At 68.5% G+C, this 25,301-nt stretch carries 21 protein-coding genes; 14 read left to right on the forward strand and 7 right to left on the reverse strand.

Going from position 1 to position 25,301, the window contains the following annotated elements; translation table 11 throughout:
• Positions 1–40: 40 nt before the first annotated feature.
• From KRR26_RS05310 to KRR26_RS05320, 3 genes are all read right to left on the reverse strand, one after another.
• Positions 41–472, reverse strand: coding sequence for a tetratricopeptide repeat protein (locus tag KRR26_RS05310; RefSeq protein ID WP_120201427.1), 432 nt, complete (start codon positions 470–472; stop codon positions 41–43).
• A 95-nt stretch (positions 473–567) separates the two neighbouring features.
• Complete coding sequence (locus KRR26_RS05315; protein ID WP_120201429.1) at positions 568–1,131, reverse strand: hypothetical protein; 564 nt, start codon at positions 1,129–1,131, stop codon at positions 568–570.
• A 140-nt stretch (positions 1,132–1,271) separates the two neighbouring features.
• Positions 1,272–1,544, reverse strand: coding sequence for a hypothetical protein (locus tag KRR26_RS05320; protein WP_120201431.1), 273 nt, complete (start codon positions 1,542–1,544; stop codon positions 1,272–1,274).
• Positions 1,545–1,818: 274 nt separating this feature from the next.
• Between KRR26_RS05320 and KRR26_RS05325 the strand changes: the two genes are divergently transcribed.
• The 8 genes from KRR26_RS05325 (at position 1,819) to KRR26_RS05360 (ending at position 11,182) form a co-directional block, all read left to right on the forward strand.
• Positions 1,819–2,457, forward strand: a complete 639-nt coding sequence (locus KRR26_RS05325; protein WP_217079251.1) for a hypothetical protein — start codon at positions 1,819–1,821, stop codon at positions 2,455–2,457.
• A 184-nt stretch (positions 2,458–2,641) separates the two neighbouring features.
• Positions 2,642–3,118 (forward strand): GbsR/MarR family transcriptional regulator, encoded by a 477-nt coding sequence (locus tag KRR26_RS05330; protein WP_120201434.1) that lies wholly within the window; start codon positions 2,642–2,644, stop codon positions 3,116–3,118.
• On the forward strand, positions 3,115–3,858 hold the full coding sequence (locus KRR26_RS05335; protein WP_120201436.1) for an ABC transporter ATP-binding protein: 744 nt from the start codon (positions 3,115–3,117) through the stop codon (positions 3,856–3,858). Before KRR26_RS05330 ends, KRR26_RS05335 begins: the two co-directional genes overlap by 4 nt.
• Positions 3,859–3,861: 3 nt before the next feature.
• Positions 3,862–5,964, forward strand: coding sequence for an ABC transporter permease (locus tag KRR26_RS05340; protein WP_217079252.1), 2,103 nt, complete (start codon positions 3,862–3,864; stop codon positions 5,962–5,964).
• A gap of 3 nt (positions 5,965–5,967) precedes the next feature.
• Complete coding sequence (locus tag KRR26_RS05345) at positions 5,968–7,269, forward strand: ABC transporter permease (RefSeq protein WP_217079253.1); 1,302 nt, start codon at positions 5,968–5,970, stop codon at positions 7,267–7,269.
• A 5-nt stretch (positions 7,270–7,274) separates the two neighbouring features.
• Positions 7,275–8,057 carry an outer membrane lipoprotein-sorting protein gene (locus tag KRR26_RS05350; RefSeq protein WP_217079254.1) on the forward strand — a complete coding sequence of 261 codons (783 nt, stop codon included), beginning with the start codon at positions 7,275–7,277 and terminating at the stop codon, positions 8,055–8,057.
• Entirely contained in the window at positions 8,054–9,688 is a 1,635-nt protein-coding gene (locus KRR26_RS05355) for a hypothetical protein (protein WP_199723642.1), read from the forward strand. The genes KRR26_RS05350 and KRR26_RS05355 overlap by 4 nt, the downstream gene beginning before the upstream one ends.
• Positions 9,689–9,775: 87 nt before the next feature.
• Positions 9,776–11,182, forward strand: coding sequence for a hypothetical protein (locus KRR26_RS05360; protein WP_217079255.1), 1,407 nt, complete (start codon positions 9,776–9,778; stop codon positions 11,180–11,182).
• A 22-nt stretch (positions 11,183–11,204) separates the two neighbouring features.
• Here the strand turns inward: KRR26_RS05360 and KRR26_RS05365 are convergent, their stop codons facing one another.
• The gene (locus tag KRR26_RS05365; RefSeq protein WP_217079256.1) at positions 11,205–12,647 is read right to left on the reverse strand and encodes an LVIVD repeat-containing protein; all 1,443 of its coding nucleotides are present in this window, start codon (positions 12,645–12,647) and stop codon (positions 11,205–11,207) included.
• A gap of 182 nt (positions 12,648–12,829) precedes the next feature.
• Between KRR26_RS05365 and KRR26_RS05370 the strand changes: the two genes are divergently transcribed.
• Positions 12,830–16,327, forward strand: a complete 3,498-nt coding sequence (locus KRR26_RS05370; RefSeq protein ID WP_120201450.1) for a M61 family metallopeptidase — start codon at positions 12,830–12,832, stop codon at positions 16,325–16,327.
• Between the two features lie 79 nt (positions 16,328–16,406).
• On the opposite strand, the gene KRR26_RS05375 is transcribed toward KRR26_RS05370, so the two are convergent.
• The gene (locus KRR26_RS05375) at positions 16,407–16,877 is read right to left on the reverse strand and encodes a hypothetical protein (RefSeq protein ID WP_120202281.1); all 471 of its coding nucleotides are present in this window, start codon (positions 16,875–16,877) and stop codon (positions 16,407–16,409) included.
• 261 nt (positions 16,878–17,138) lie between these two features.
• Here KRR26_RS05375 and KRR26_RS05380 point away from each other — a divergent pair, with 261 nt between their 5' ends.
• The 4 genes from KRR26_RS05380 (at position 17,139) to sthA (ending at position 22,286) form a co-directional block, all read left to right on the forward strand.
• Positions 17,139–17,891: an RNA methyltransferase gene (locus KRR26_RS05380; RefSeq protein WP_217079257.1), complete on the forward strand. Its 753-nt coding sequence runs from the start codon at positions 17,139–17,141 to the stop codon at positions 17,889–17,891.
• Positions 17,892–18,000: 109 nt separating this feature from the next.
• Positions 18,001–19,962, forward strand: a complete 1,962-nt coding sequence (locus KRR26_RS05385; RefSeq protein WP_217079258.1) for a glycoside hydrolase family 15 protein — start codon at positions 18,001–18,003, stop codon at positions 19,960–19,962.
• 63 nt (positions 19,963–20,025) lie between these two features.
• Positions 20,026–20,826 carry a pseudouridine synthase gene (locus tag KRR26_RS05390; RefSeq protein WP_217079259.1) on the forward strand — a complete coding sequence of 267 codons (801 nt, stop codon included), beginning with the start codon at positions 20,026–20,028 and terminating at the stop codon, positions 20,824–20,826.
• Positions 20,827–20,879: 53 nt separating this feature from the next.
• Positions 20,880–22,286, forward strand: a complete 1,407-nt coding sequence (gene sthA, locus KRR26_RS05395) for a Si-specific NAD(P)(+) transhydrogenase (protein WP_120201457.1) — start codon at positions 20,880–20,882, stop codon at positions 22,284–22,286.
• A 3-nt stretch (positions 22,287–22,289) separates the two neighbouring features.
• On the opposite strand, the gene KRR26_RS05400 is transcribed toward sthA, so the two are convergent.
• Positions 22,290–22,595, reverse strand: coding sequence for a hypothetical protein (locus KRR26_RS05400; RefSeq protein ID WP_120201460.1), 306 nt, complete (start codon positions 22,593–22,595; stop codon positions 22,290–22,292).
• Between the two features lie 29 nt (positions 22,596–22,624).
• The gene (locus KRR26_RS05405; RefSeq protein ID WP_217079260.1) at positions 22,625–22,987 is read right to left on the reverse strand and encodes a nuclear transport factor 2 family protein; all 363 of its coding nucleotides are present in this window, start codon (positions 22,985–22,987) and stop codon (positions 22,625–22,627) included.
• A gap of 146 nt (positions 22,988–23,133) precedes the next feature.
• Here KRR26_RS05405 and fusA point away from each other — a divergent pair, with 146 nt between their 5' ends.
• Positions 23,134–25,248, forward strand: coding sequence for an elongation factor G (gene fusA / locus KRR26_RS05410; protein ID WP_120201464.1), 2,115 nt, complete (start codon positions 23,134–23,136; stop codon positions 25,246–25,248).
• Positions 25,249–25,301 lie beyond the last annotated feature (53 nt).

Genomic DNA, 25,301 nt, shown 5'->3' on the forward strand with positions numbered 1-25,301 from the left:
CCCCACGTCCGACGCCACCGACAGCCATCAGCGCACCCCCTTACTTCTTGGGCGGAGGCAGGGCCCCCGCGTCCTTGGCCTGGATGAGCGCCTGGGCCAGACGACCGCCGTCACCCTCCGGATCCAGATCCATGGCGGACTTCAGCTCCTTGAGCGCCTCGGGCACCTTCCCCATGAAGAGGAGCGCCTCGCCGGCGTGGGCGCGCGGCAGCGCGGAGTGCGGCGCGAGCCGCTGGGCGGCGCGGTACGCCTGGAGCGCCTTGTCATGCTTGCCCTGCGCGAACTCCACCGCGCCCAGGCCAATCTGGGGGACCTCGCTGCGCGGCATCAGCACCGCGGCGCCCGCGAACAGCTCGCGCGCCTTGTCGTAGTGGCCCATGTCCAGCCACAGATAGCCCGACTCCAACAGCACCATGGCCTGCTGGCGCGTGAGGGGGACGAAGCTGTTCGAGATCTCCGAGGTCTCCGCCATGGGACGCCGCGCTTCCTTTCCAAGGGCCGGAAGCACGGAAGGCGGCCGTCGTGGCCGCCCTCCTTGCTCCGGTCAGTCGCCGCCAGCCGTTGAGGCTAGCGGACGTTGCCGATCGAGTTCTTGATCGTATCGTGCCGCGACTTCATCACGTTGGAAACCGCCGTGAAGACCTGCGACTCGTGCTGCATCGCGGCCTGCAGGTTGAGCAGCTTCACGTTGTCGTTCTGCATCTGGCCCAGGCTGAAGTTTCCGTTCACCTGGTCACCGACGCTGCCGCCCACGCCGCTGGTGCCCAGCGTGCTGGGGCTGCCCGTGGAGCCGCCCACATTGGTGGACGCCACCGCGCCGGAGCCGGCCAGCAGCGACGCCGAGCCCGCGCCCGCGCTCATGGTGCCCGCGTACGGACCGCCCGCGATGCCCGAGCCCGCGCTGCCGGAGAACGTCTGCGCGGACGACACCGCCGCCGAGACGATGCTGCCGCCGGGGACCATGCCGGCCACCGCGCCGACGCCCGCGCCCACCGCACCCGCCGCGTTGTTCAGGCCCGACTGAACCCGAGCGCCGAAGGTGGTGTTCGGGGTCTGACGCGCCGTCGTCATCTGGGTGTTCAGGCGCATGTTGCTGGGGCCCATCATACCGCCGTCGATCTTCACGCTCATCACTGCCTCCACGCGCTGGTGCCAGCGAAAACCGGGAACCGCTGGATGATCCAGTGGCTCTTTTCTGAATTATCGGTCCGAGGGGATTTCAGGTTGCTTGGTGCGGATGAGAAAAGTGCCCGGGCTCACCCGACCCCCAGTCATTTCTTGCCTTTACCGCTCTTCGATTCCGCCACGAGGCGCTCGCGGACGTCCACGAGCATGCCGAGCAGTTCCTCGGAGCGGGCGATCGCAGCCTGGACTTTCTTGCCCTGCTCGGCGCGCGGGCCCTTGAGGTCCGTGAGGGCCGTCTTCACCGAGCCGAAGAAGGCGCCGACCTCCTCCGGGGTGGCCCGCTCGATGTACGACTCGATGGCGGGATAGGACGGAACCGGCAGCTCCGGGGCGGGCGACGGCTTGGCGGGCGGGGGCATCGCGGGGACGGTCTCCTGGCAAGGTGCCGGCCAAGAGGCCGGGAATGCACGTCTTGCGAACGGTAGGGGAAAGCCCCGTCCGCATCAAGCCACCCCGGCGCCTGCGTTCGACTCACCGACACGCGCGCCGGGCCCCTGGCCCGTGGGCCGGTGTGGGGGCGGACGCGCGACCCGGGCGCCCGGGGCCTGTGCCCTCCACACCCCGCACCTAGCTTTGACCTGGCGGGGGGCCCACGCCCCCCTCCCGTCCCACGTCACCACGAGGAGAGATTCCATGAAGAAGCTGGTTGGGGTGTTCGTATCGATGGCCATGTTGGGCTCGGGCGCGGCCCTGGCGCAGGGAGACAGCGCCAGCCAGGACACGCAGCAGCAACAGTCTTCGGGCGCGGCGCAAGGTGGCTCCGGCGCGGCGGGCTCGGACAGCATGCAGGGCACGTCCGGCTCGGGCTCGATGGATCAGGGCGGCAGCGGCAGCGCGGGCAGCGCCAGCAGCATGACCCAGGACTCCATGGGCCAGCAGGAGTTGACGGGCAAGGTCGTCAAGGCGAACAGCAAGATGGTCTGGGTGGACCACATGGGCGCCGTCGTCCCACTCGAGGTGGACAGCAAGACGCAGTTCACCGACCCGAGCCTCAAGGCCGCCAAGAACCTGAAGGAAGGCCAGGAGATCCGCGCCAGCTTCGAGGTGAAGGACACCAAGAACGTGGCCAAGAGCATCGCGCCGAGCAGCGCGCCGAGCAGCGGCTCCAACACGACGGAGGGCACCTCACCCGACTCATCGCTCCACCACGGCACCGGTGGCTCGGGGATGGGCACGTCGCCCGAGGACCAGGGCACGAGCGGCTCCAGCCACGACAAGGGCATGAACCCCGACACGAAGTCGGGTTCGTCCAACTCGCCCGACACGTACTAGCGGCGCCGCGCTCACGCCGCCCCCGAGACCCCTCGTCTCCTCCGTGGAGACGAGGGGTTTCGCTTGTCCAGAGGTCGCGCATTCGTGACACGGCGTTCAGTTCATTCAGTCTTGACTGAACGAACTGAACTCAATAAACGCGGCACTCGGCGTTGAGTGACGCGAGGGGCGGCTCGGAGGCGACATGCAGCAGTTGAAGGCGGCTGAGCAACGCTTGGTCGAGGCCATGGGACTGCACTTCGAGGCGCAGGGTGCCACGCGCATCGCGGGGCGCATCCATGGCTTGCTGATGCTCGCGGACGAGCCGCTGTCGCTGGACCGCATCGGGCGACTGCTCAAGGTGAGCGCCGCCTCGGTCTCCACCAACATCCGTCAGTGCCTGGCCGCAGGGTTGGTGGAGCCCGTGAGCGTGCCCGGCGACCGCAAGCACTACTACGTCATCAGCACCCAGGGCTGGGAGACGCGGATGCGCAGCGCGGAGGAGTCGCTCAAGCGCTTCATCCGACTGTGCAAGGAAGCCCTGGACAACCCCTCGCTCGGCAACAAGCCGCACGTGCGCGAGGCGTGTGACTTTGGAGAATTCTACCTGGCCGAGATGGCCGGCATTTCCGAGCGGTGGCGCGCCACCCGAGGGAAGGCCTCGAAAGGACGTACGTCATGAGCGCCGGACAGTCCCCCATTGTTTCCATCTTCGATGTCACAAAGGACTACAGCCTGGGGAAGGTGGTGGTTCCCGCGCTGCGAGGCGTGGACCTGAAGGTGTTCCCCGGGGAGTTCATCTCCATCGCGGGCCCCTCGGGCAGCGGAAAGACGACGCTGCTCAACCTCATTGGCTGCGTAGACACGGCCACCGCGGGCGTGGTGAGCGTGGCGGGCCAGGACACCAAGAAGCTGACAGAGAAGGAGCTGACGAACCTGCGGCTGCACACCATCGGGTTCATCTTCCAGAGCTTCAACTTGGTGTCGGTGCTCAGCGTCTTCCAGAACGTGGAGTTCCCGCTCCTGCTGCAGCGCAAGCTGAACAAGGCCGAGCGCAAGGACCGCGTGATGCAGCTGCTCGAGCAGGTGGGGCTCGCGCAGCACGAGAAGCACCGCCCCAACGAGCTGTCCGGCGGTCAGCGTCAGCGTGTCGCCGTGGCGCGCGCGCTCGTCACCCGGCCCCAGTTGGTGCTGGCGGACGAGCCGACCGCCAACCTGGACTCGGTGACGGGCCAGCACATCATCGACTTGATGAAGGAGCTCAACCAGAAGGAGGGCACCACCTTCATCTTCTCCACCCACGACGCGAAGGTGATGAACCACGCGAACGCCGTGGTGAGACTGGCGGACGGGAAGATCCTCGACCGGGTCACCTCCGCCGAGGCCCAGCGCGCGATGGCCGCGGGCGCGGAGGGCCACTAGGCCATGGGACAGCTCAGACTCTTGATTCAGGTCGCGTTTCGCAACCTGTTCGCCAGCCGCATCAACCTGCTCATCGGGGCCATCATCTTCTTCGGCACCCTGCTCGTCGTCGTGGGCGGCGGGTTGGTGGACAGCGTCGACACGGCCATGAGCCGCAGCATCATCGGCAGCATCGCCGGGCACCTGCAGGTCTACTCGGACCACTCGAAGGACGAGCTGGGCCTCTTCGGGCAGATGGGCGGCGAGCCGGACCTGGCGGCGGTGGATGACTTCAGCGTCATCAAGCCGCTGCTGGAGAAGCACCCCAACGTGAAGACGGTGGTGCCCATGGGCACCAGCGGCGCCATGGTGACCTCCGGCAACACCGTGGACCTGCTGCTGGCGCGGCTGCGTGAGCTGTATCGCCAGCGCGTGGACCACGGCGAGACGCCGGAGCTGCGCGAGCAGCTCGACAGCCTCAAGGGACACGTGCGGCACATCGTCACGCTGCTGGAGTCCGACCTGGCCAACAAGGACACCCTCCTGTCCGACGGCGCGCTGGAGCCCGCGGACGAAGAGGCCATCGCGAAGGCCCGTTCGGACGCGTTCTGGGCCGGGTTCGAGCAGGACCCCTTCAGCGCGCTGGAGTTCCTCGAGAACCGCATCGCCCCCCTGCTCCCAGACGGCACCATGCTCTACCTGCGCTACGCGGGCACGGACCTGGAGTCCTTCCAGAAGAGCTTTGACCGCATGGAGCTGGTGGATGGTCAGCCGGTGCCCCCGGGCAAGCGCGGCATGCTGCTGTCCAAGTTCTTCTACGAGGAGTTCCTCAAGCTGAAGACGGCGCGCCGCCTGGACCTCATCAAGCGCGAGCGCGACATCAACAAGAAGCGCATCGCCGAGGATCCGGAGATGCAGCGCTGGGTGAAGGAGAACACGCAGCAGCTTCGCGAGTTCGCCCTGCAGTTGGATCCGCTCAAGACGAAGCTGGCCATCGAGCGCCTGCAGAACCACCTCGGGACGAAGGAGCCCAACCTGGAGAAGCTCCTGGCGTCGTTCTTCGCCACGACCGACGACAACTTCGATGCGCGCTACGCCACGTTCTACAAGGACCTGGCGCCACTGCTGGAGCTGTACCGGCTGCGCCTGGGTGACTCGCTCACCATCACCGCCTTCACGCGCACGGGCTACGTGCAGAGCGTGAACGTCCGCATCTACGGCACCTACCAGTTCAAGGGCCTGGAGGAGTCGCAGCTCGCCGGCGGGCTGAACCTCATGGACCTGATGACGTTCCGCGACCTGTACGGCTACCTCACGCCGGACCGGAAGGCGGAGATCGCCGAGATCCAGAAGAAGAGCGGCGTGACGGCGGTGGCTCGCGAGAACGCCGAGGACGCCCTCTTCGGCAGCAGCGCGGCGCCCCTGGTGGCCGACGCGACGCCGGGCCTGCTCAACGACAAGGAAGGCATGGACGGCATGGGCCACCTGCGGCGCGAGGACCTGGCTGAGCGCGTCTACAACCAGCAGGAGCTCGAGAAGGGCATGGTGCTGAGCGCGGCCGTCATCCTCAAGGACCCCTCGAAGTTGAAGGAGACGATGGCCGAGTTGCAGCAGTCCGCGAAGGACGCCAACCTGCCCCTGCGCGTGGTGTCGTGGCAGCAGGCGGCGGGCATCATCGGGCAGTTCGTGATGATGGCGAAGATGGTGCTCGCCATCGCCGTGCTCATCATCTTCGTGGTCGCCCTGGTCATCATCAACAACGCCATGATGATGGCGACCCTGCAGCGCGTGCGTGAGATTGGCACCATGCGCGCCATCGGGGCGCAGCGCTCGCTGGTGCTCAACATGGTGCTGGTGGAGACGCTGGTGCTGGGGCTCGTCTTCGGCGCGGCCGGCGCGCTCCTCGGCAGTGGCCTCATCGCGATGTGGGGGCACGCGGGCATCCCCGCGGGCAACCCCACCCTGTACTTCTTCTTCTCCGGTCCCCGCCTCCACCCGACGCTCAGCCTGGGAATCCTCGCGGCCGCGTTCGTCATCGTGCTGGTGGTGTCCGCGCTGTCCACCCTCTACCCCGCGTTCCTCGCGGCGCGCGTGTCGCCCCTCCGGGCGATGCAGACGGACGAGTGAGCCATGTTCCAACTCTTCCTGATCGCCTTTCGTAACCTCGGCACGCATCGGCGGCGCACGCTCTTGTTGGGCGGCGCCATCGCGGGCGTCACCGCGCTGCTCGTCATCCTGCAAGGCCTGTCCAGCGGCATGCAGGAGTCGATGCTGCGCTCGGCCACCACGCTGATGACCGGCCACGTCAACGTGGGCGGTTTCTACAAGCTCGCCGCCGGCCAGTCCGCCCCGGTGGTCACCAGCGCTCCCAAGGTGATGGAGCTCATCCACAAGGAAGTGCCCGAGCTGGACTACGCGGTACAGCGCGGGCGCGGGTGGGCCAAGGTCGTCAGCGAGACCGGCTCCGTGCAGGCCGGTATCGGCGGCATCGACGTGTCCACCGAGACGGGCTTCCGCAAGGTCCTCCAGATTCGCGAGGGCACCCTGGATGGATTGAACGAGCCCAACACACTGCTCGTCTTCCAGCAGCAGGCGGAGAAGCTCGGCGTGAAGGTGGGTGACACCGTCACCATCGTCGCGCCCACGATGCGCGGCATCAACAACACGGTGGACGTGCGCGTGGTGGCCATCGCGGCCAACGTGGGCATGCTGAGCAGCTTCAACGTCTACGTCCCGTCTGCGACGTTGCGCTCGCTCTACCGGCTGAAGGACGACACCACGGGGGCCATCTTCCTGTACTTGAAGGACCTCAAGCAGGTGCCCGCGGTGCAGGCGCGGCTGCGGCAGACGCTCGCGGCGGCGGGCTACGAGTTGATGGACAATGATCCGCGCGCCTTCTGGATGAAGTTCGACACCGTCAACCGCGAGGCGTGGACCGGGCAGAAGCTGGACATCACCAACTGGGAGGACGAGATCTCCTTCGTCAAGTGGACGGTGACCGCGCTCAACATCCTCTCCGGCCTGCTCATCTCCATCCTGCTCGTCATCATCTGCGTGGGCATCATGAACACGCTGTGGATCGCCATCCGTGAGCGCACGCGAGAGATTGGCACCCTGCGCGCCATTGGCATGCAGCGCTCTCGCGTCGTGTGGATGTTCCTCCTGGAGGCCCTGACGCTGGGCTCCCTGGGCACGCTGGTGGGCGCGGGGTTGGGGCTTGTCGTGTGCACCCTCGTCAACGCCGCGCAGATCGCCGTGCCCAAGGTGGTCGCGGTGTTCATCCTCAGTGAGACGCTGAACCTGGCGGTGAGTCCGAAGGTGATTCTGGGCTCGATGCTGTTCATCACCGCGTGCACCACCGCCATTTCGCTCATCCCCTCCTTCCTCGCCGCGCGGCTCAAGCCGGTCACGGCGATGCACCACATCGGGTGAACCCCATGTCGCTCTCGAAACTGCTGTCCGCCGCGGTGGTGGCCGCGGCGTTGCTGTCCGCCCGCGCGGCGTCTGCCCTGGACACGCCCGCGATGACGAAGATGCTGCAGGTCATCGACGACCGGCAGCGAAATGGCGGCGACTACAAGGCGCTCGTCTATCTGGAGCAGAAGGAGAAGGACAAGACAGACGTGGCCCGCGAGGCGTGGGTGTACCGGCGCGACGCGGACGACAAGCTGATGATCCTCTTCTCCAAGCCCAAGGGCGAGGCTGGCAAGGGTTACCTGCGGCTGGACAAGAACCTCTGGAGCTACGACCCCAACGTGGGCAAGTGGGAGCGGCGCACAGAGCGCGAGCGCATCGCGGGCACCGACAGCCGCCGCGCCGACTTCGACGAGTCTCGACTGGCCGAGGAGTTCGAGCCGTCGGACAAGGGCGAGGAGACGCTCGGCAAGTACAAGGTCCACCATCTGATCCTCAAGGCGAAGGCCAACATCGACGTGGCCTATCCCCTGGTGGAGCTGTGGATCGACGTGGAGTCGGGCAACATCCTCAAGCGGCAGGAGTTCGCCCTCTCCGGGCGGCTGATGCGCACGCTGTACTATCCGACGTGGCGCAAGCTGTTCAGCGAGTCCAAGAACGCCGACGTGTGGTTCCCGGACCAGATCCGCATCTATGACGAGGTGGAGAAGGCCAACTCCACGGTCATCGCCATCAAGAGCGTGGACCTCCACTCGCTGGAGGCGAACCTCTTCACCAAGGCCTGGCTCGAGAGCAAGAGCCGATGAGCGCCCTCACCCTTGGCAGGGCCACCGCGCTGGCCCTGGCGCTCGCGCACGTGAGCGCGCGAGCCCAGGAGCCGGCGTCGCGGCCGGATGAGCGCGCGATGTTCGGCGGCGACGCGCCGGCGCCCGCTCCGGCCGCGACTTCTTCCGACGCGCGCCCCTCCGAGGACAACCTCTTTGGAGGAAGCTCGGGCGGGAACTCGGCGTCCCCTGCCGAGGCCGCGGCGACGCCAGCGGATACGAACGACTCGGCGCCCGACCGGACCGGCTCCGCGCAGGCGCCGGATCTGGTGGACCGCGACGCGGCGTCGCTGTCCGGAGGCGCCGCGCGCAACGCGTTCGACACCGCCGAGACCACGGATGATCCGCTGAAGATTGGCGGTCAGTTCTACCTGCGCGCCAGCGCGTCTGGCGCGGCGGGCCGCTCGTTCTCCAACACGAGCCTCACCGCGCCCACGCTGGTGGATGGGTACTTCGACGCCCGCCCCACCGAGCGGCTGCGCGGCATGGTGGTGGGCCGGCTGAGCTACGACCCCACCCGTCCCTCGGGCGCCGTGGATGCCACGGCCACGGGCGGCAGCTCCTTGTCGCTGGCGGGGGTGGCCGCGGCGAATCCTCGCGTGCTGTTGGACCAAGCGTGGCTTCGCTTCGACATCGAGCGCACGGTGTTCCTCACCGTGGGCAAGCAGCACGTGAAGTGGGGCACCGGCACCATCTGGAATCCCACCGACTTCCTGTCGCCGCAGCGCAGGGATCCGCTGGCCTTCGTGGACCTGCGTACGGGCGCGTCCATGATCAAGGTTCACGTGCCCTGGGAGTCCAAGGGTTGGAACTTCTACGGCATCGCGATGCTGGACAACGCGGGGCCGGCGGACAGCCTGGGCAAGATTGGTGGCGCGCTGCGCGCGGAAGCCGTGTTCGGTCCCGCCGAGGTGGGCGTCAGCGCGGTGGCGCAGAAGGGGCGCAAGACGCGGCTCGGCATCGATGTGTCGTCAGCGGTGGGTCCCATCGACATGTATGGGGAACTCGCGCTCAAGCGCGGCTCCGATGTCCCGGTCTACAAGCTGCCCGACGGGGTCTCTGTTCATGACGTGCTGAGCAGCGGCAACCTGGGGCTCATCACCGAGGACACGCCGACGGGGCTCACGCCCCAGGCGACCCTGGGCGCGAACCACACGTTTGCCTATTCGGAGAACGACACCGCCGTGGTCGGCGTGGAGTACTTCTACAACTCCACCGGCTACACCACGCGCGAGGCGTATCCCTATCTGCTGTTCGTCAACCAGTTCGATCCGTTCTACGCGGCTCGGCACTACGCGGCGCTCTACCTGCTGCTGGCCCAGCCGGGGTCCCTGGACAAGACGACGTTCAACCTGTTCACGCTCGGGAACTTGTCCGACCGCTCCTTCACCACGCGACTGAACGTGGTGCATCGCGCGCTCTCCTACCTCACGGTGGAGGCCTACGGCTCCGTCTACTACGGGCAGAAGGGCGGCACGTTCCGACTCGCCATGGACCTGCCGGAGATCCGCCGCCTCAATCCGGAGACCCAGCAGTCCGAGGTCATCCTGAAGCAGACCTCCGTGCCCGCGCCCACGTTCGACCTGGGCGTGGGGCTGCGCATCAACATCTGAAGTCCTGGGCTCGCTCCCCCGCGCGACAAGCGGGCGGAGCGGCCCTTGTCGATGGGCGAAGCGTCGCCGCGTGAACACCTTCGCGGCATGCCTCTGTGGATCGCCATCGCCGCCAGTCTGTACCTCGGCCAGACGCAAGACACGCCTCCCAGCCCGCCCGAGGACCCAGGCATCCGCGCCCCCGCCGCCGCCGCGCTCCAGGACTCTTATGAGCAGGCGCAGGACACGGTGGACGGCTATCGCCCGCCCGAGGGCTACACGGTGCAGGTCCCCGAGGATCCCTATACGGCCGCGGGAGCCGTCGTTCCCCTGCTCCCCAATGGAGAGCCGCCTGTCACAGCGGGCGAGGTTGCCAATCAGGAGGCCGCGGCCCCGATCGCCCCACCTGTCATCCGCGAGCCCGCCACCGGAGGCAGTGGCTCAACGGACGCCTCCGCGAATCCCTCGGACGCGGAAGCCGCCACGGGCACGGACACGGGACAGTCGCCCGCCTCGAGTGGATACGGCGCCCAGGCGGACACCTCCGCGCAGACTTCGAGCGAAGCCACCGCACCTGCCGATGTGACCGACACGACGCCGGATGGGTCCGCCGTTCCGACCGACACCTCGGCGCAGGCTCCGAATGGCGCGACCGCGCCAGCCAGCAATCCCGGGCAGACTTCAAACGGAGCCACCGAGCAATCCGGTGCGCCCCAGGCGACGAGCAGCGCGCCATCTGTCGCGACGCAAGAGTCAGCGACAACGCAGGCGGCGGGCACGGGCGGATCCGGCGCGGCGCAGGTGTCCGCGACGGGGCAAGTGGCGGGCACGGGCGGATCCGGCGCGGCGCAGGGCAGCTCCGCGCCCCATGCGAATGGCGCATCGACCGGCACCGCTGCTTCGGGCCAGAACTCCGCTTCGCAGGACTTGAACGCGGCGGGCTTCGGGGGCGCAACGGTCGTCGAACCCTCGCAGCCGGGCGCGCCCACTGCGTCTTCCGCCACCCAGCAGGAGAACGCTCCCGCGACGCAGGACGAGGTCGAACGACTGCGCGCGCGTGTGAATGAGTTGGAGCAGGACGTCGCCCAGCGCGATGCCCAAGCCCAGGCGCGCACGGGCGCCGTGCAGAGTCAGGTGGACACCTACGAGCAGCGCGCCTACTCCGACGAACGGGCTCGACAGGGGCGGCTCGCACGCATCCAGTCCGCGGGGCAATGGATGGTCGCGGCCGATCAAGCCCTGGAGCAAGGCGAACTGGACGTGGGCAACGCCCTCGACGTCGCGGACCAGAGCTTCGCCTCGGTCCGCGAGAGCGCCTCCGGCGCGGGACAGGGACTCGTCGTCGTCCACTCCGAACGAGCCCGCGCCCTCATCCAGACGGCGCGGGACGCCGCCGAGCGCCAGGATGTCTATGCCGCGCGGCTTGCCTTGCAGAGCGCTGGCTACGAGTTGGCCCAGGCTCGCGCCGCCAGCCTGGACCGTCCCGGTTCGAGCAACACGTTCCTCGAACGCTGACGCGCCGAGGAACAGCACGCGACTACGGCGTCTTGCGGAACACGAGCATGCCGCGCGCCGTGTCCACGCCGTACACGCGCCCGTCCGGAGCCACGCGGACGGCGGCCAGTCCCTCGTAGTACGCCGCCCCGCGCTTCTCGTTCTCTTCCCAGGTGTTGTAGTAGCCGGTCAGCTTGGGCGCCCCCGGCGTCGAGACGTCATACACGCGCAGACCGTCCTGGAAGTTGGCGACGTACAGCGTCGTGCCCGACAGCGCCATCCCGCTCACCGAGACCTCCGGACGCGACGAGAACTGCGCGACCTGCGCGATGGACGTCGGCGTTGTCACGTCCAACGACAGCACCGTGCCGCCCCACGAATCCGAGCCCTGGAAGGCCACGGTGCGGTTGCCCATCGCGCCCACCGCCAGCGAGTTCGTCGCCGGGCCCGCGAAGCGCCCCACCAACTTCGGCGTCTTCGGCGTGCTCACATCCGAGACCGTGAGCCCGAACGTCCAATGGCTCACATAGAGCTTGTTGTTCACCACCGCGAGCCCCAGCGGCCGGTCGCCCACCAACGGCTGGCTGCCCTCCACCGTGTAGCGCGCCACCAGCACCGGCGACGCAGGCGTGCTCACGTCGTGGATGATGACGTCCGCGTTGGGCGTGGGCGACGCCGAGTACAGCAGGTTGCCGTCCAGCACCATCGACTCGACCGCGACCGACTTGTCGGCCAGCAGCGTCTTGTCGCAGTGCGGCTGCGTGGGGTCCGCCACGTCGCAGATGCGGATCCCCTTCCCGTTGGTGCCCACGTAGAGCGTGGTGCCCGTCGCCACCGCGTCGTTCCAGGTCTCGCCGGAGATCTTCTGCTCGGCCACCTGCACCGGATGCGCCGGGTCGGACACGTTGTAGACGAAGAGGCCTTCCTCGCGCGCCGTCACGTAGGCGTAGTTGCCGGAGACGAACACGCTCGACGGCGCGCCGCGCGGCAGCGGCGTCTCGGAGACCAGGTCCACCCCTGAGCCCACGGACTCACCGGCCTTGCGCACGACGCGCGTGGCCTCGAAGGTGCCACGGCGCGTCAGCGCGCCATCGCGGCACACGCGCAGGAGGCCGGACATATGGGTCGGGCTCGTCGCGCGGCAACCCGCGAAGGCGTAGGTGAGCGGCGTCCCGTCGGTCGCCGCCAGCTCACTGGTGACGAACACCGTGTCCGGAGTGACCTGCTTGCTGGAGACCGCCAGTCCGATGACCAACGGCGCACCCGGCGAATAGCGCAGGGTCGCGGGCGCGATGAGACCATCATCGAACGTGAGGTTCATGTTCCAGATGCCTTCGCTCTGCAACGTCGCGAGGCTGGAACGGTCACAGGCCGACAGGTCGATGGCGTCAAGCTGACACTCGGCCTTCGTTTGGGGGGTGGAGTCCTTGCCGCAACCCACGACGAGCGCCACGGTGCCAGTCAATGCAAGAAGGCTGTTCTTCATGACCCCCATCCATACCGGGCGGGCCGACCCAACGAAAGTCCCGTCAACCCGAGCAAGCCGGCCCGGTGGACGTACACCGTAACGCAAAGAAACAATCGAGCCGCTTGTACGTTCCGAGGAGGCGAGCGAGCCTTCTCCCAAGCCGTCGATACGCCTGTCTCCTCTACCCCAGAGGTGCCTTCGTGAACCCCCGTTCCAGCCTGACCGCCTTGCTGCTGGCCCTCCTCCTTCCGGGGGTGGCCGCCGCCCAGGTGTTCGTCATCCCCCGTCAGGCGGGCAAGACCCCCATCAACACGTTTGATCTCGCCTGGCGCCACGTGGACATCCTCGTGGGTCCGGACGCGGAGGGGCTCGCCAAGCCCCCGGAGCACACCGCGCACGATCAACCCGGGGCCCCCCAGGATGTGAGCACCGCCGCGGCGCCCATCGCGACGAAGTCGGGCGACGCCACCTCCACGCCGATGGCGCCTCCGGCGGACAGCAAGCCCATCCCCAGCGCGAACATCCCCGTCGACACGACGGACGCGGGCCCGCTGCCCCAGGAGATCGCCGCGGCCAGCGCGGACGGAGGCGTGCCCTACGCCGATGGGGGCGTCGTCGCGCAAGCAGGTGGAGACGGTGGCACCTCGGTGGTCAGCGGCCCGCTGCTGCTGGGCGACTCGGACGCGGGCTTCAACTACACCTACGCGAAGACGTTGGGCGCGAAGACCGGCGGCGTGCGCTTCTACTTCTACGAGCGCGAGCGCGAGGTCGCCGAGCGCGCCGTGCCCGTCATCGAGGAGGCGTATCGCTACCTCGTGGGACGCTTCAAGTACGTGCCCACCCAGACGTTCCCGTACATCCTCTACAACAGCTACGCGGAGTTCCTTCAGACCAACGTGTTCCCCGTGTCCGAGGGAACGCTGGGAGTCACCAGCACGGAGGACCTCAAGCTGACCCTGCCGTACCTGGGGGACCATCGCCTCTTCGAGGAGATCAGCAGCCACGAACTGACGCACCAGTTCACCATCCAGAAGGTCCGCACCGTGGCCGAGCAGGCCAAGGTGTTCGGGGATCCGCTGAGCAACATGCCGCTGTGGTTCGTCGAGGGACTCGCTGAGTTCTACGCCAAGCGCGGCCTGGACCCCGAGACCGAGATGCTGGTGCGCGACCTCCTGGTCAACCCGGACCTGATGAGGGGCTACGCGTTCCTCGACTTCTTCTCGCCCGGGCCCTACGGCTACCTGTGGATCTACAAGGTGGGCCAGACCCGCGTGGCCTTCCTCGAGGACGAGTACGGAGACGGCATCTCGCAGCGCATCCTGGAGGAGTCGCCGCGGCTGGTGGGCGGCTCGCGTGACTCGCCGTCGCTCAAGTTCGAGGAGTTGCTGGAGCGGCTGACCGGAGATGATCCGAAGCGGCTGGCGGCGCGCTTCGAGAACTGGCTGAAGCGGCGTGCGTTCAAGACATACCTGGGCTCCGAGCAGTCCGCGCCCGCGCTCGACTCGCTCTCGGATCTGCCCGGCATCGTCACGGCGATGGCGAGCGGTCCGGATGGCTACGTGCTGGCCGTGCGCACCATCATCCCGGAGACGGGCGAGAGCCGCCTGTACCTGCTGGATCCGCGCATGCCCGAGAAGACGGTGGAGGTGGCGGCGGATGGTCAGCCCGGCATCGAGTCACTGCATCCGGTCTCCGGCCGCAACTTCGCGCTCGGAAAAGACAAGCTCGCGTTCGTCGCGGAGGTGACAGGGCGCGACGTGCTGTACGTGCAGGACTTCGGGCACTCGGCGGAGAAACACGCGACGGATGTGCTCGTTCGCCGCTCGGCGATCCGCACCGGCATCGATCGAGACCCGGGGCTCGCGGTGAAGCTGGAGACCGGCGGTCGGCGAGCGATCCGCGTCGACAAGCAAGGCGTCGTCGCCGTGTATTCACCCGCGTTCTCGCCTGACGAGCGCTACGTGGCGTTCATCGGCATCGACGACAAGGGCCTGCGCGATGTCTACATGGTGGACCTGGCCGCGGGGGACAATGCGGCGCCCCGCAAGCTCACGGACGACGTGTTCGCGGAGCGTCAGCTCACCTGGGGTCCCACCGGCATCATCTACACGTCGGACGCCACGTCGCATCGCAAGTACAACCTGTTCCGCATCAAGCCCGACGCGCCGGGCCCCGCCGAGCGCCTCACCTCCGAGGACCGCGACGAGGCGGATCCGGTCGCGCTCCCGGACGGGCGCATCTTCTTCGTCGCGTACACGCACAGCAGCTCGGACCTGCATGAGCGGCTGCCCGATGGCCGGCTGGTGCGGCGCACCGACCTGACCACCGGCGTGTTCGAGCCGGGCCCCGGCCCCGAGGGCTCGCTCTGGATGTTGTTCCACCTGTCCGGCGAGAGACGTCCGTCCTTGCTGCGCCCGCCGCGCATGCTGGCGCTGGAGGAGGAGAAGGAGCCGCCCGCCGAGCCTCCCGGTCCGCTGGCGATCCGCCCGCTGACGGACGCGCAGCAATATCGGCCGTTCGCCCGGCAGAACCTGGAGTTCGGCCCCATCTTCGGCTTCGCCGGAGCGGGCGGTGGCGGCTTCGTGGGACAGGTCTTCGCCTCCGCCACGGACCGGCTGCGCAACCACCAGATGATCCTCACCCTGGCGGTGTACGGCTCGTTCGAGCTCACCGACGGCTTGCTGCTCTACGTAAACGACGAGAAGCGCGCGACATGGGGCGGCGGTCTCTTCCAATCGCTCCGCTTCCGCGTGGATCAGACGTTCAAGGACGTGAACAAGGACCTCTTCTTCACGTCCGCCGAGCGTTACTTCGGCGTGTTGGGCAGCTACCGCTATCCGCTCAGCACCTTCCTCTACATCCAGGGCGACCTGAGCCTGGGCGGCACGAAGTACTTCCTGGATGATCCGGTCGAGTTCTACCTGGCGTTCCCCGAGCGCAACGAGGCGAACCAGGCGCTGCTCGGCGAGTGGCGGGCGAAGAACCAGGCCATCCGCTTCCAGACCGAGCTGAGCGGGCGACTGGGCTACGACAGCATCAAGTACCACTACGCCACGGGGCCGCTGTCCGGCAGCAGCGTGTTGATGGAAGCCACGGTGGGCGTGCAGCCCTTCAACGACGAGGCGTACAGCAATGTGCGGCTCGACGCGGAGCGCTACTTCCCCATCTACGGACGGACGAACGTGTTCGCGCGCCTGGGCACCGGCACGACGCTGGGTGGGCGGTACGCGCGCTCGTACTATCTCTCCAGCTTCGACACCCTGCGTGGCGTGAACTTCGGCGATGAGCGGTGGCTGCTCGGCCGTCACTTCGTCTACTCCACGGTGGAGATGCAGCTGCCGCTCAACGACATCATCCGGGTGGCGTTCCTCAGCGACCTGGAGGCCATCGTGGCGATGGATACCGGTGGCGTGGGTGACGGCGCGAAGGACTTGTGGGACCACCGCGTCCTCAATGCCGTGGTCGGCTTCAACGTGTCCCTGGGGCCCTTGCTGCTGCGCCTGCACTTCGCGCGGCCGTTCGACATCAAGGCCGCGGCGGGCAAGCCCGACCCCGGATGGGTGACGAACTTCTCGCTCGGCATCGCGGGGCTCAACGGCTTCTTCGATCAGCGAGACACGGGACGGCAGGCGCCTCCTCCCAACCGGGCGGCCCTGCCCGCGCTGGGCGGCGGCTACCTCACGCCTGGGGTGCCCTGAACGGGCAGGCATGGAGCCTGGGGTGCCCTGAACGGGCAGGCATGGAGCCTGGGGTGCCCTGAACGGGCACCCAGGGGACTCAGGACTGAGCGGCGACGAGGGCGGCGTTGGCGCGAGCCAGCGGCCCCCCATCGCTGGGAATGCGCTCGAAGTCGCCGCGCAGCGCCTTGAGGGCGAACTTCTCCAGGTCAATCTCCCGGCGCGTGCGCACCCCGAGCGCACGCATCACCGCGGCGAGCGGCCCGAAGCCCAGCAGCCCGTGCTGAAGCAAGAGCCCCGCGGCCACGCCGCTGAGCACTCGCCACCGGCCGCCGTCCTGACGGCCCAGCATCAAGCCCAGCACCGCCAGCGCGGAGGCCCCCACGGACACGGCACGGTTGAGGTCCCACTCCCGCTCCAGCTTGGTGAGGTACTGGCTCATCGCGACCCGGTCACCGCGCTCGGCCATGGAGCGGACGCAGGCCTCCACGTGCGCGTCGATGCGCCGGTTCACCGGAGTCGGAGTGTGGGTCCGCACGGCATCCGATGACATCTGGTTCCACGTCTCCATCGCGCCTCCCTCCGTGAACACGGAGGAGGTCCGTCCCCCGTCGCCTCAAAAATAGGGCGGCCCCCGGGCGGCTGGCATCGAGGGGCCGCCGCGCTCCGCCGCTCGCCCGGACGCCCTCCACTCCGAGGATGACAGGCTGCCCGGCTTCCGCTGGGCAAGGCGTCAGGCAAGCGGAGGACAGCCCCCCGACGAAGCCCCCCTCTCGGCCTGGTCACACTCGGCCGCGTCGTCTTCGGAGGGTGGCGATAAGGTGCGCGCCGCATGGTGCTTCCCATCCGATTCGTCCTGATGCGCCCGCGCAACGCGGAGAACCTTGGCGCCGCCGCCCGCGCGCTGAAGAACTGCGGCCTGGCGGACTGGGCCTGGGTGACGCCCGAGGCGGAGGACCTCGCGCCTGCTCGTCGCCTCGCGGTCCACGCAGAGGACGTGCTCGAGGGCGTGAAGCGCCCGGACTCGCTGGAGGCGGCCGTCTCCGACTGCGTCTGGGTGGTGGGCACCAGCTCTCGCAAGGTGGAGGGCAAGCGGCGGATGTCGCCTCGCGCGGTGGGTGAGGAGTTGGTGGCCCGCGCGGCGCAGGGCCCCGTGGCGCTCGTCTTCGGGGATGAGCGCAGCGGCCTCACCAACGCGGAGGTCGAGCGCTGTCATGACCTGTCCGCCGTGCCCACCGCCCCCGAGCAGCCGTCCATCAACCTGGCGCAGGCCGTGCTCCTGTACGCGTACGAGGTCCGGATGGCCGTGCTGGAGCAGTCCGCGCCTCCGCCGGGTCCCCTGCCCGTCGCCGCCACGGACGCGGAGCTGGCGCGCGTGGAGGAGACCCTGGAGACCCTGCTGACGTCCGGTGGCTTCCTCGTCGATGCACACCCAGGCCGCACCGCCGTGCGTGACCTGCTCGCGCCCCTGCGCCGCTCCCGGCTCACGCGCCACGAAGCTCGCTTGTGGCTGTCCGCGCTGCACACGGTGCGCAAGCGCTTCCCCTCGCCCATCGCCGTGCGGACAGACGAGAGCGAGGACTGACGGCCACGGCAGGGGCCCGGCGAGCGTTCCTCCTCGCGGCGTCCTGGAAGCCAGCCAGCCCGAGCGGCGCGGGCTCTCGTCGCGCTCGCGCGTGCGCAGCATGTCGCGCATGACCTCCGAGAAGACGAAGTTCACGCGCCCGGTGGGGACCGACTATCCCCCCATCTCCGACTATGCCTTCGTGAGCGATTGCCACTCGCTCGGCTTGGTGGCTCGGGACGGAACGTGGGAGTGGCTGTGCTTCCACGCGTTCGACGCCAGCCCCGTCTTCGCCTGCATGCTCGACCGGGAGCAGGGGGGCTTCTTCCGCATCGCGCCCGTGGGCGAGGCGCGCGTGTCCCGCCGCTACCTGCCGGACACGAACATCCTGGAGACGCGCTTCGTCACCGACACCGGCGTACTTACCGTGACGGACTGCCTGCCGTGCTGGGAGGACGAGCGCCAGCCCGGGAAGTTCGTCATCTCGAATCCCCGACACCTGCTCATCCGCCTGGTGCGCTGCGAGCAGGGCGAGGTGGAAGTGGCGCTGACATTCTCGCCTCGCTTCGACTTCGGTCGCACCACGCCGTTCCTCCATCGGCTGGCGGAGGACCTCGCGGTCATCTTCGGCGGCTCGGACTCGCTGTTGCTCCAAAGCAACCTGGGCCCGCTCGTTTCGGACGCGAAGGGCGGCGCGGACTCGCGCACGGTGCTCAAGGCGGGCGACGCGCGCGCGGTGGCGCTCACCTGGAGACACCCCCAGGACATGAAGGCCGAGCGGCTGGAGGCCGATGACCTGCGCACGCGGGTGGAGCGGACCGCTGACTTCTGGCGCTCCTGGGCGGGGCGCTGCACCTACGAGGGACCGCACCGGGACGTGGTGGTGCGAAGCCTGTTGGTGCTCAAGGGCCTGACGTACGCGGAGACAGGCGCCGTCATCGCCGCGGGCACCACGTCGCTGCCCGAGGAGATCGGCGGCGTGCGCAACTGGGACTATCGCTTCAGCTGGCTGCGCGACTCGTCGGCGCTGCTGTGGGCGCTCGGCGCGTTCGGCTACGAGGACGAGGCCCGAGACTTCGCGCGGTTCCTGCTGCGCACCACGGCGGGCCGCACCGACGAACTCCAGATTCTCTACGGCATCAACGGCGAGCGACTGCTCCAGGAGACGAACCTCGGGTTCCTGGAGGGCTATCGAGGCAGCAAGCCCGTGCGCACCGGCAACGGCGCGTTCGATCAATTCCAGATGGACACCTACGGGGAGCTCATCGGGCTGATGTTCTTCCTCGTGAAGCGGCTGGGCCTCACGTACTCGGTCCAGCAAGCCAACCCCATCAGCCGCTACTGGATGGAGTTCATCCGGCAGGTGGCCGACACCGCGGCGCGCCGCTGGAAGGAGCCGGACGACGGCATCTGGGAGACGCGCGGCGGGCGGCAGCACTTCGTGTTCTCCAAGCTGATGGCGTGGGTGGCGTTGGATCGCGCCATCCAGCTCTTCGAGCCCGTGCCGGAGATTCCCGCCGACCTGACCGGCTGGAGCCGCGCTCGAGACGAGCTGCGCCAGGCCATCGAGACGCGCGGCGTGGACCCGAAGACCGGCGCCTTCATGCAGTCCTTCGGCAGCACGGCCCTGGACGCCTCGGCGCTCCAGGTGATGCTCACGGGCTTCCTGCCACCGGACGACCGCCGCGTGCGCGCCACGGTGGAGCGCATCGACGCGGAGCTGACCCGCGACGGCCATGTGTACCGCTACCTCGACCGCAAGGACGGACTGCCGGGCGGAGAAGGCACGTTCGTGTTCTGCACGCTGTGGCTCACGAGCTGCTTCGCGCTCAGCGGAGAGGTGGAGCGCGCCGAGGAGCGGCTCGGCCAGGTGCTGTCCTACGTCAACGACCTGGGGCTCTTGTCCGAGGAGATCGACCCGGAGCGCCAGGAGGTGCTGGGCAACATGCCGCAGGCCTTCAGCCACGTGGGCCTCATCCACGCCATCGTCGCCATCGAGCAGGCGCGGGTCGCCCAGAAGCAAGGCACCACCGTGGGCGTGTCCCCCGTCCACCAGGAGGCCATGGAGGAGCCCGCCCCCGAGTCCCCGTGAGCGGGAGCCGGACACGTCATTGTCCAGCGCCCGGCCACCGGGGCGGGTATGGTGCCGCCCGCCATGTCTCGCAAACCCGAAAAGCCGAAGCCCCCTCGCGTGAGCCGTTGGGAGGGCCGGGAGAAGCCCGACTGGCTGTCACGCGCGCTGGCGCGGGCCGGCGCGCTGCCCCAAGCGGAGGCCGAGGCCGCCATCCAGGCCGGTCGAGTGACGGTCAACGGCCGCGTGGTGCGCATGCACCTGGCCCCGGTGCCGCCGGGCGCCGTGTTGCGCCTGGACGGCAAGCCCGTGTCGACCGAGGCGCCCACGCACGTGCTCGCGTTCCACAAGCCCGCGGGCGTGCTGTCCTCCACCGTGAGGCAGCACCGCGTGGGCACCGTCTTCGAGCTGCTGCTGCCCCAGCTCCCGGACGAACTCACCGGCTTCACGTGGCACGCGGTGGGCCGGCTCGACGTGGACACCACCGGGCTTTTGCTCTTCACCAACGATGACAAGTTGGTGGCCCACGCCACCTCGCCGGACTCGCACCTGCCCAAGCGCTACGTGGCCACCGTCTTCGGCGTCGCGGATGACGCGAAGGTGGAGCCGCTGCGTCAGGGCATGGCGCTGGATGATGGCCCCGCGCGCCCGGCCGAGGTGCGCGTGAGGGATGCGCGCACCGTCGAGGTCAGCATCACCGAGGGCCGGCACCACCAGGTGAAGCGGATGCTCGGCGCCGTGGGCCTGCCCACCCAGGCGCTCCGGCGCGAGGCCGTGGGGAGCATCGAGTTGCAGGACATCCCCGAGGGCGGCTTCCGGCTGCTGACGGAGGCCGAGGTGCGCGAGGGCCTGCGGTACGCGGGGCGGGAGCGAAGCGAGCCCTGAGCGCTTCGCACGAAGTCTTCTAAGCCGAGGGTGGCTCGCATAGGGTGCCCGGCATGGCGGACTTCGATCTCGTGGTGATGGGCTCTGGCCCCGCGGGTGAATGGGGCGCGGTACAGGCGGCGTTGCAGGGCAAGCGCGTGGCGGTGGTGGAGCGCGAGCCCGTGCTGGGCGGAACCGCGGCCAACACCGGCACCCTGCCCTCCAAGACGCTCCGGGAGACGGCGCTCCACCTCTCGGGGTTCCGGGCCCGCGGCCTCTACAGCGTGGAGGCCACGCTCCGGCACGAGGCCACCGTGTCCGACTTCCTCTACCGGGAGCGGCGCGTGAAGCTCACCGAGCGCGAGCGCATCGCCCAGAACCTCCAGCGGCACGGCGTGACGCTGTTCCAGGGCGTGGCCTCGCTGGTGGATGCGCACACCGTGGCGGTGACGCGCGCGGGCGCGCCGGAGACGCGGCTCACCGCCGACTTCGTGATGGTGGCCACGGGCTCGTCGCCCTACCGCCCTCCCCTCTACCCCTTCGGCGATCCACGCGTGCACGACTCGGACGAGGTGCTCGACATCGGCGAGCTGCCCCGCTCGCTCGTGGTGGTCGGCGGCGGCGTCATCGGCTGCGAGTACGCCTGCATGTTCGCCGCGCTGGGCATCCCCGTCACGCTGGTGGAGGTGAAGGGCGAGCTGCTGCCCTTCCTCGACGACGAGTTCTCCGCCCGCCTCGCCCAGTGCATGGAGGCCCTCGGCGTGAAGCTGCGCCTGGGCCACACCGTGCAGTCCGTCCACATCCCCGAGCTCCACGCCGAGCCCATCCGCCTCACGCTCGCCGCCGGCGAGGTGCTGGAGGCGGACCAGGTGCTCGTGGCCTCGGGGCGCTCGGCCAACACGGCGGGACTGGGCCTGGAGGCCGTGGGCGTCAAGCTGGGCGCCCGAGGCCAGGTGGAGGTCGGGCCGGACTACCAGACCGCCGTGCCCCACATCTACGCTGTGGGCGACGTCGTCGGCTTCCCGGCGCTCGCGTCCACGTCCATGGAGCAGGCCCGCATCGCGGTGGAGCATGCCTTCGGGGCCAGCCAGCGGCTGCTCGCGCCCATCCTGCCCTTTGGCATCTACACCATCCCCGAGGTCTCCATGGCCGGGGAGACGGAGGAGGCCCTGCGCCAGAAGGGCGTCCCCTACGTGTGCGGACGCGCCAGCTTCGACAGCAACCCGCGCGGGCAAATCATTGGAGAGCGCCAGGGCCTGCTCAAGCTCCTCTTCCACCGCGAGAGCCGCAGGCTGCTCGGCGTGCACGTCCTGGGCGAGCAGGCCACGGAGCTGGTCCACGTGGGCCTCACCGCGCTGCACGCCGAGGCCACCACGCGGCTGTTCGTGGAGATGTGCTTCAACTACCCGACGCTGTCCGAGGCGTACAAAGCCGCCACCTACGACGCGCTGGCGCGACTGGACGGCCGCGCCACCGACTGAGCCTCAGGGGGTGCGCTTCAGCGGGCCCACCGTGAGGCCCCCGGCGGGCACGGCCGGGCCCACGCGGCGGACCGGCGCCTCGTCCGCGCGGAGAGTCGGGGCCTCGGCCCGGGACTCGGGAGCCTGGGCCGGGGCGCCCCGAAGCAGCGCGCGGATGCGCTCCCAGCGCGCCTTCTCGTCGGAGAGCAGGCGGCCCAGCTCCTCGCGGGCCGGCCCATCCTCCAGACCCGCTGCCGCCTGGGCCACCTTGTCCAGGAAGGGCATCAGGTAGCCAAAGTCCTTGTCGAAGGCGCTGGGATCCTGGGGCATGGGGTTCTCCGTCAGAGGGAGGGGCGCGCTCACCCGTGGTACACGCGCGAGGCGACGATGCGGCCGTCCCGGACGTCCAGGACCTCGGCCACGGGCATGGGCGGCTCACCGGGGGCGTGCCGCACGTACTCCATGAAGACCCGATCCCCGTCCGCCGTGAGGGCCGTCTCCTCGTAGCGCAGGCCCGGGAGCCGGGCGATCGCCTCCCGCCACCAGGTCTCCAGGGCCGACCGGCCGACCAGCCGCCCTCCCGTCTGGGGGTGGAGCACCCGAATCTTGGGGGAGGTGTGGGTGGCGTCCTCGGCGTACAGGGCCACCAGGGCCGTCACGTCGTAGGCGTTGAAGGCGCGCAGCCAGGCGCGGGCCAAGGAGAAGTTTTCGGTCGCACTCATGGTTAGAAATATCCCTGGGAACAGGGAAGGTAGGTGCAGGTATGCACACCGTCATGCGGATTTGGCTGGAAACTGCGGCCTGTGGGAAGTAAGGGCCCCGCCTGCCCTGTTCGCTCAGTCATTTTCAATAGAAGAAGGACCGGATCGTGGCCTCCAACGTACCCATCGAGAAGATTCGTAACATCGGTATCTCCGCCCACATCGACTCGGGCAAGACGACCCTCTCCGAGCGCATCTTGTTCTATACGGGCAAGATCCACGAGATCCACGAGGTTCGTGGCAAGGACGGCGTGGGCGCCGTGATGGACTCGATGGACCTGGAGCGTGAGAAGGGCATCACGATCCAGTCCGCCGCCACGTACGCGATGTGGGGCGACTTCAACATCAACCTCATCGACACCCCGGGACACGTGGACTTCACCATCGAGGTGGAGCGCGCGCTCCGCGTTCTCGATGGCGCCATCCTGGTGCTCTGCTCGGTGTCCGGCGTTCAGTCCCAGTCCATCACGGTGGACCGGCAGATGAAGCGCTACCGCGTTCCGCGCATCGCGTTCATCAACAAGATGGACCGCGCCGGCGCGAACTATGACCGCGTGGCCGCGCAGCTGAAGGAGAAGCTGCACCACCACCCCGTCAAGCTGCAGATGCCCATCGGCGCCGAGGACCGCTTCCACGGCCTCGTCGACCTCATCAAGATGAAGGCGTTCTACTTCGACGGCGAGAGCGGCGAGACCGTTCGCGAGGAAGAGATCCCCGCCGACCTCCTCGAGGAGGCCAAGGAGCGCCGCCAGGAGATGATCGACGGCGTTGCCAACGTCGATGACGTCCTGGGCGAGCTGTTCCTGTCCGACGCCCCCATCAGCGAGGAGCAGCTGGTCGCGGCCATCCGCCGGGCCACCATCGGCCTGAAGATGACGCCGGTCATGTGCGGCTCGGCCTACAAGAACAAGGGCGTGCAGCTCTTGCTCAACGCCATCTGTGGCTTCCTCCCGAACCCGAAGGAGGCGACCAACGAGGCGCTGGACCAGAAGAACAACGAGGCGAAGGTCATCCTCGAGTCCGACCCGAGCAAGCCCTTCGTCGGGCTGGCGTTCAAGCTGGAAGATGGCCGCTACGGGCAGCTGACGTACATGCGCATCTACCAGGGCAAGGTTTCGAAGGGTGACTTCATCGTCAACCAGAGCAACCAGAAGAAGGTCAAGGTTCCGCGCATCGTTCGCATGCACTCGAGCCAGATGAACGACGTGAACGAGGCCTCGGCCGGCGACATCGTCGCGCTGTTCGGCATCGAGTGCGCCTCGGGCGACACGTTCACGGATGGCGGCGTGAACTACACGATGACGTCCATGCACGTTCCGGACGCCGTCATCTCGCTCGCCGTGGCCCCCAAGGACCGTGGCGCGCTGGCCAACTTCTCCAAGGCGCTCAACCGGTTCACCAAGGAGGACCCCACCTTCCGCGTGCACCGCGATGAAGAGTCCGGGCAGACCATCATCCGCGGCATGGGTGAGCTCCACCTGGAGATCTACATCGAGCGCATGAAGCGCGAGTACAACTGCGAGGTCCAGGCCGGTAAGCCGCAGGTGGCGTACCGCGAGACCATCAGCCAGAAGGGCGAGTTCTTCTACACGCACAAGAAGCAGACGGGCGGCTCCGGCCAGTTCGCGCGCGTGTGCGGCTACGTGGAGCCCCTGCCGGCGGACGCGGTGCAGCAGTACGAGTTCGTGGACGACATCGTGGGCGGTTCCATCCCCCGCGAGTTCATCCCGGCCTGCGACAAGGGCTTCCAGGAGGCCGTGAAGAAGGGCAGCCTCATCGGCTTCCCCGTCGTGGGCATCCGCGTCGTCATCAACGACGGTGCGTTCCACGCGGTGGACTCGTCCGAAATGGCGTTCAAGACGGCCGCCATCATGGGCTTCCGCGAGGGCTACGCCGCCGCCAAGCCCATCATCCTCGAGCCGATGATGAAGGTGGAGGTCTCCGCTCCCGAGGACTTCCAGGGCTCCGTGGTCGGTCAGCTCAACCAGCGCCGTGGCACCATCCTCTCCACGGAGACGGACCAGGGCTACGTGACGGCCGTGGCCGAGGTGCCGCTGAACACCATGTTCGGCTACTCCACGGACCTGCGCTCCGCCACCCAGGGCAAGGGCGAGTTCACGATGGAGTTCGCCAAGTACACGCCGGTGCCGCGCAACGAGTCCGAGGCCCTGATGGCCGCGTACAAGGAGAAGCTGGCGGCCGAGGCGGCGGCCCGCAAGTAGTCCGGGCATCCGCGACGCGGCTCTGGCAGTAGGGAAGGCGCTCCCCGAGGTTG

It is taken from the genome of Citreicoccus inhibens, from assembly GCF_019039035.1.
In the GTDB taxonomy this organism is placed as follows: domain Bacteria; phylum Myxococcota; class Myxococcia; order Myxococcales; family Myxococcaceae; genus Citreicoccus; species Citreicoccus inhibens.

Bases quoted from the DNA above. Each gene is read 5' to 3' on its own strand.
- KRR26_RS05310 (WP_120201427.1), bottom strand. From the start codon at position 472: ATGGCGGAGACCTCGGAGATCTCGAACAGCTTCGTCCCCCTCACGCGC.
- KRR26_RS05315 (WP_120201429.1), bottom strand. From the start codon at position 1,131: ATGAGCGTGAAGATCGACGGCGGTATGATGGGCCCCAGCAACATGCGC.
- KRR26_RS05320 (WP_120201431.1), bottom strand. From the start codon at position 1,544: ATGCCCCCGCCCGCCAAGCCGTCGCCCGCCCCGGAGCTGCCGGTTCCG.
- KRR26_RS05325 (WP_217079251.1), top strand. From the start codon at position 1,819: ATGAAGAAGCTGGTTGGGGTGTTCGTATCGATGGCCATGTTGGGCTCG.
- KRR26_RS05330 (WP_120201434.1), top strand. From the start codon at position 2,642: ATGCAGCAGTTGAAGGCGGCTGAGCAACGCTTGGTCGAGGCCATGGGA.
- KRR26_RS05335 (WP_120201436.1), top strand. From the start codon at position 3,115: ATGAGCGCCGGACAGTCCCCCATTGTTTCCATCTTCGATGTCACAAAG.
- KRR26_RS05340 (WP_217079252.1), top strand. From the start codon at position 3,862: ATGGGACAGCTCAGACTCTTGATTCAGGTCGCGTTTCGCAACCTGTTC.
- KRR26_RS05345 (WP_217079253.1), top strand. From the start codon at position 5,968: ATGTTCCAACTCTTCCTGATCGCCTTTCGTAACCTCGGCACGCATCGG.
- KRR26_RS05350 (WP_217079254.1), top strand. From the start codon at position 7,275: ATGTCGCTCTCGAAACTGCTGTCCGCCGCGGTGGTGGCCGCGGCGTTG.
- KRR26_RS05355 (WP_199723642.1), top strand. From the start codon at position 8,054: ATGAGCGCCCTCACCCTTGGCAGGGCCACCGCGCTGGCCCTGGCGCTC.
- KRR26_RS05360 (WP_217079255.1), top strand. From the start codon at position 9,776: ATGCCTCTGTGGATCGCCATCGCCGCCAGTCTGTACCTCGGCCAGACG.
- KRR26_RS05365 (WP_217079256.1), bottom strand. From the start codon at position 12,647: ATGAAGAACAGCCTTCTTGCATTGACTGGCACCGTGGCGCTCGTCGTG.
- KRR26_RS05375 (WP_120202281.1), bottom strand. From the start codon at position 16,877: ATGGAGACGTGGAACCAGATGTCATCGGATGCCGTGCGGACCCACACT.
- KRR26_RS05380 (WP_217079257.1), top strand. From the start codon at position 17,139: ATGGTGCTTCCCATCCGATTCGTCCTGATGCGCCCGCGCAACGCGGAG.
- KRR26_RS05385 (WP_217079258.1), top strand. From the start codon at position 18,001: ATGACCTCCGAGAAGACGAAGTTCACGCGCCCGGTGGGGACCGACTAT.
- KRR26_RS05390 (WP_217079259.1), top strand. From the start codon at position 20,026: ATGTCTCGCAAACCCGAAAAGCCGAAGCCCCCTCGCGTGAGCCGTTGG.
- sthA (WP_120201457.1), top strand. From the start codon at position 20,880: ATGGCGGACTTCGATCTCGTGGTGATGGGCTCTGGCCCCGCGGGTGAA.
- KRR26_RS05400 (WP_120201460.1), bottom strand. From the start codon at position 22,595: ATGCCCCAGGATCCCAGCGCCTTCGACAAGGACTTTGGCTACCTGATG.
- KRR26_RS05405 (WP_217079260.1), bottom strand. From the start codon at position 22,987: ATGAGTGCGACCGAAAACTTCTCCTTGGCCCGCGCCTGGCTGCGCGCC.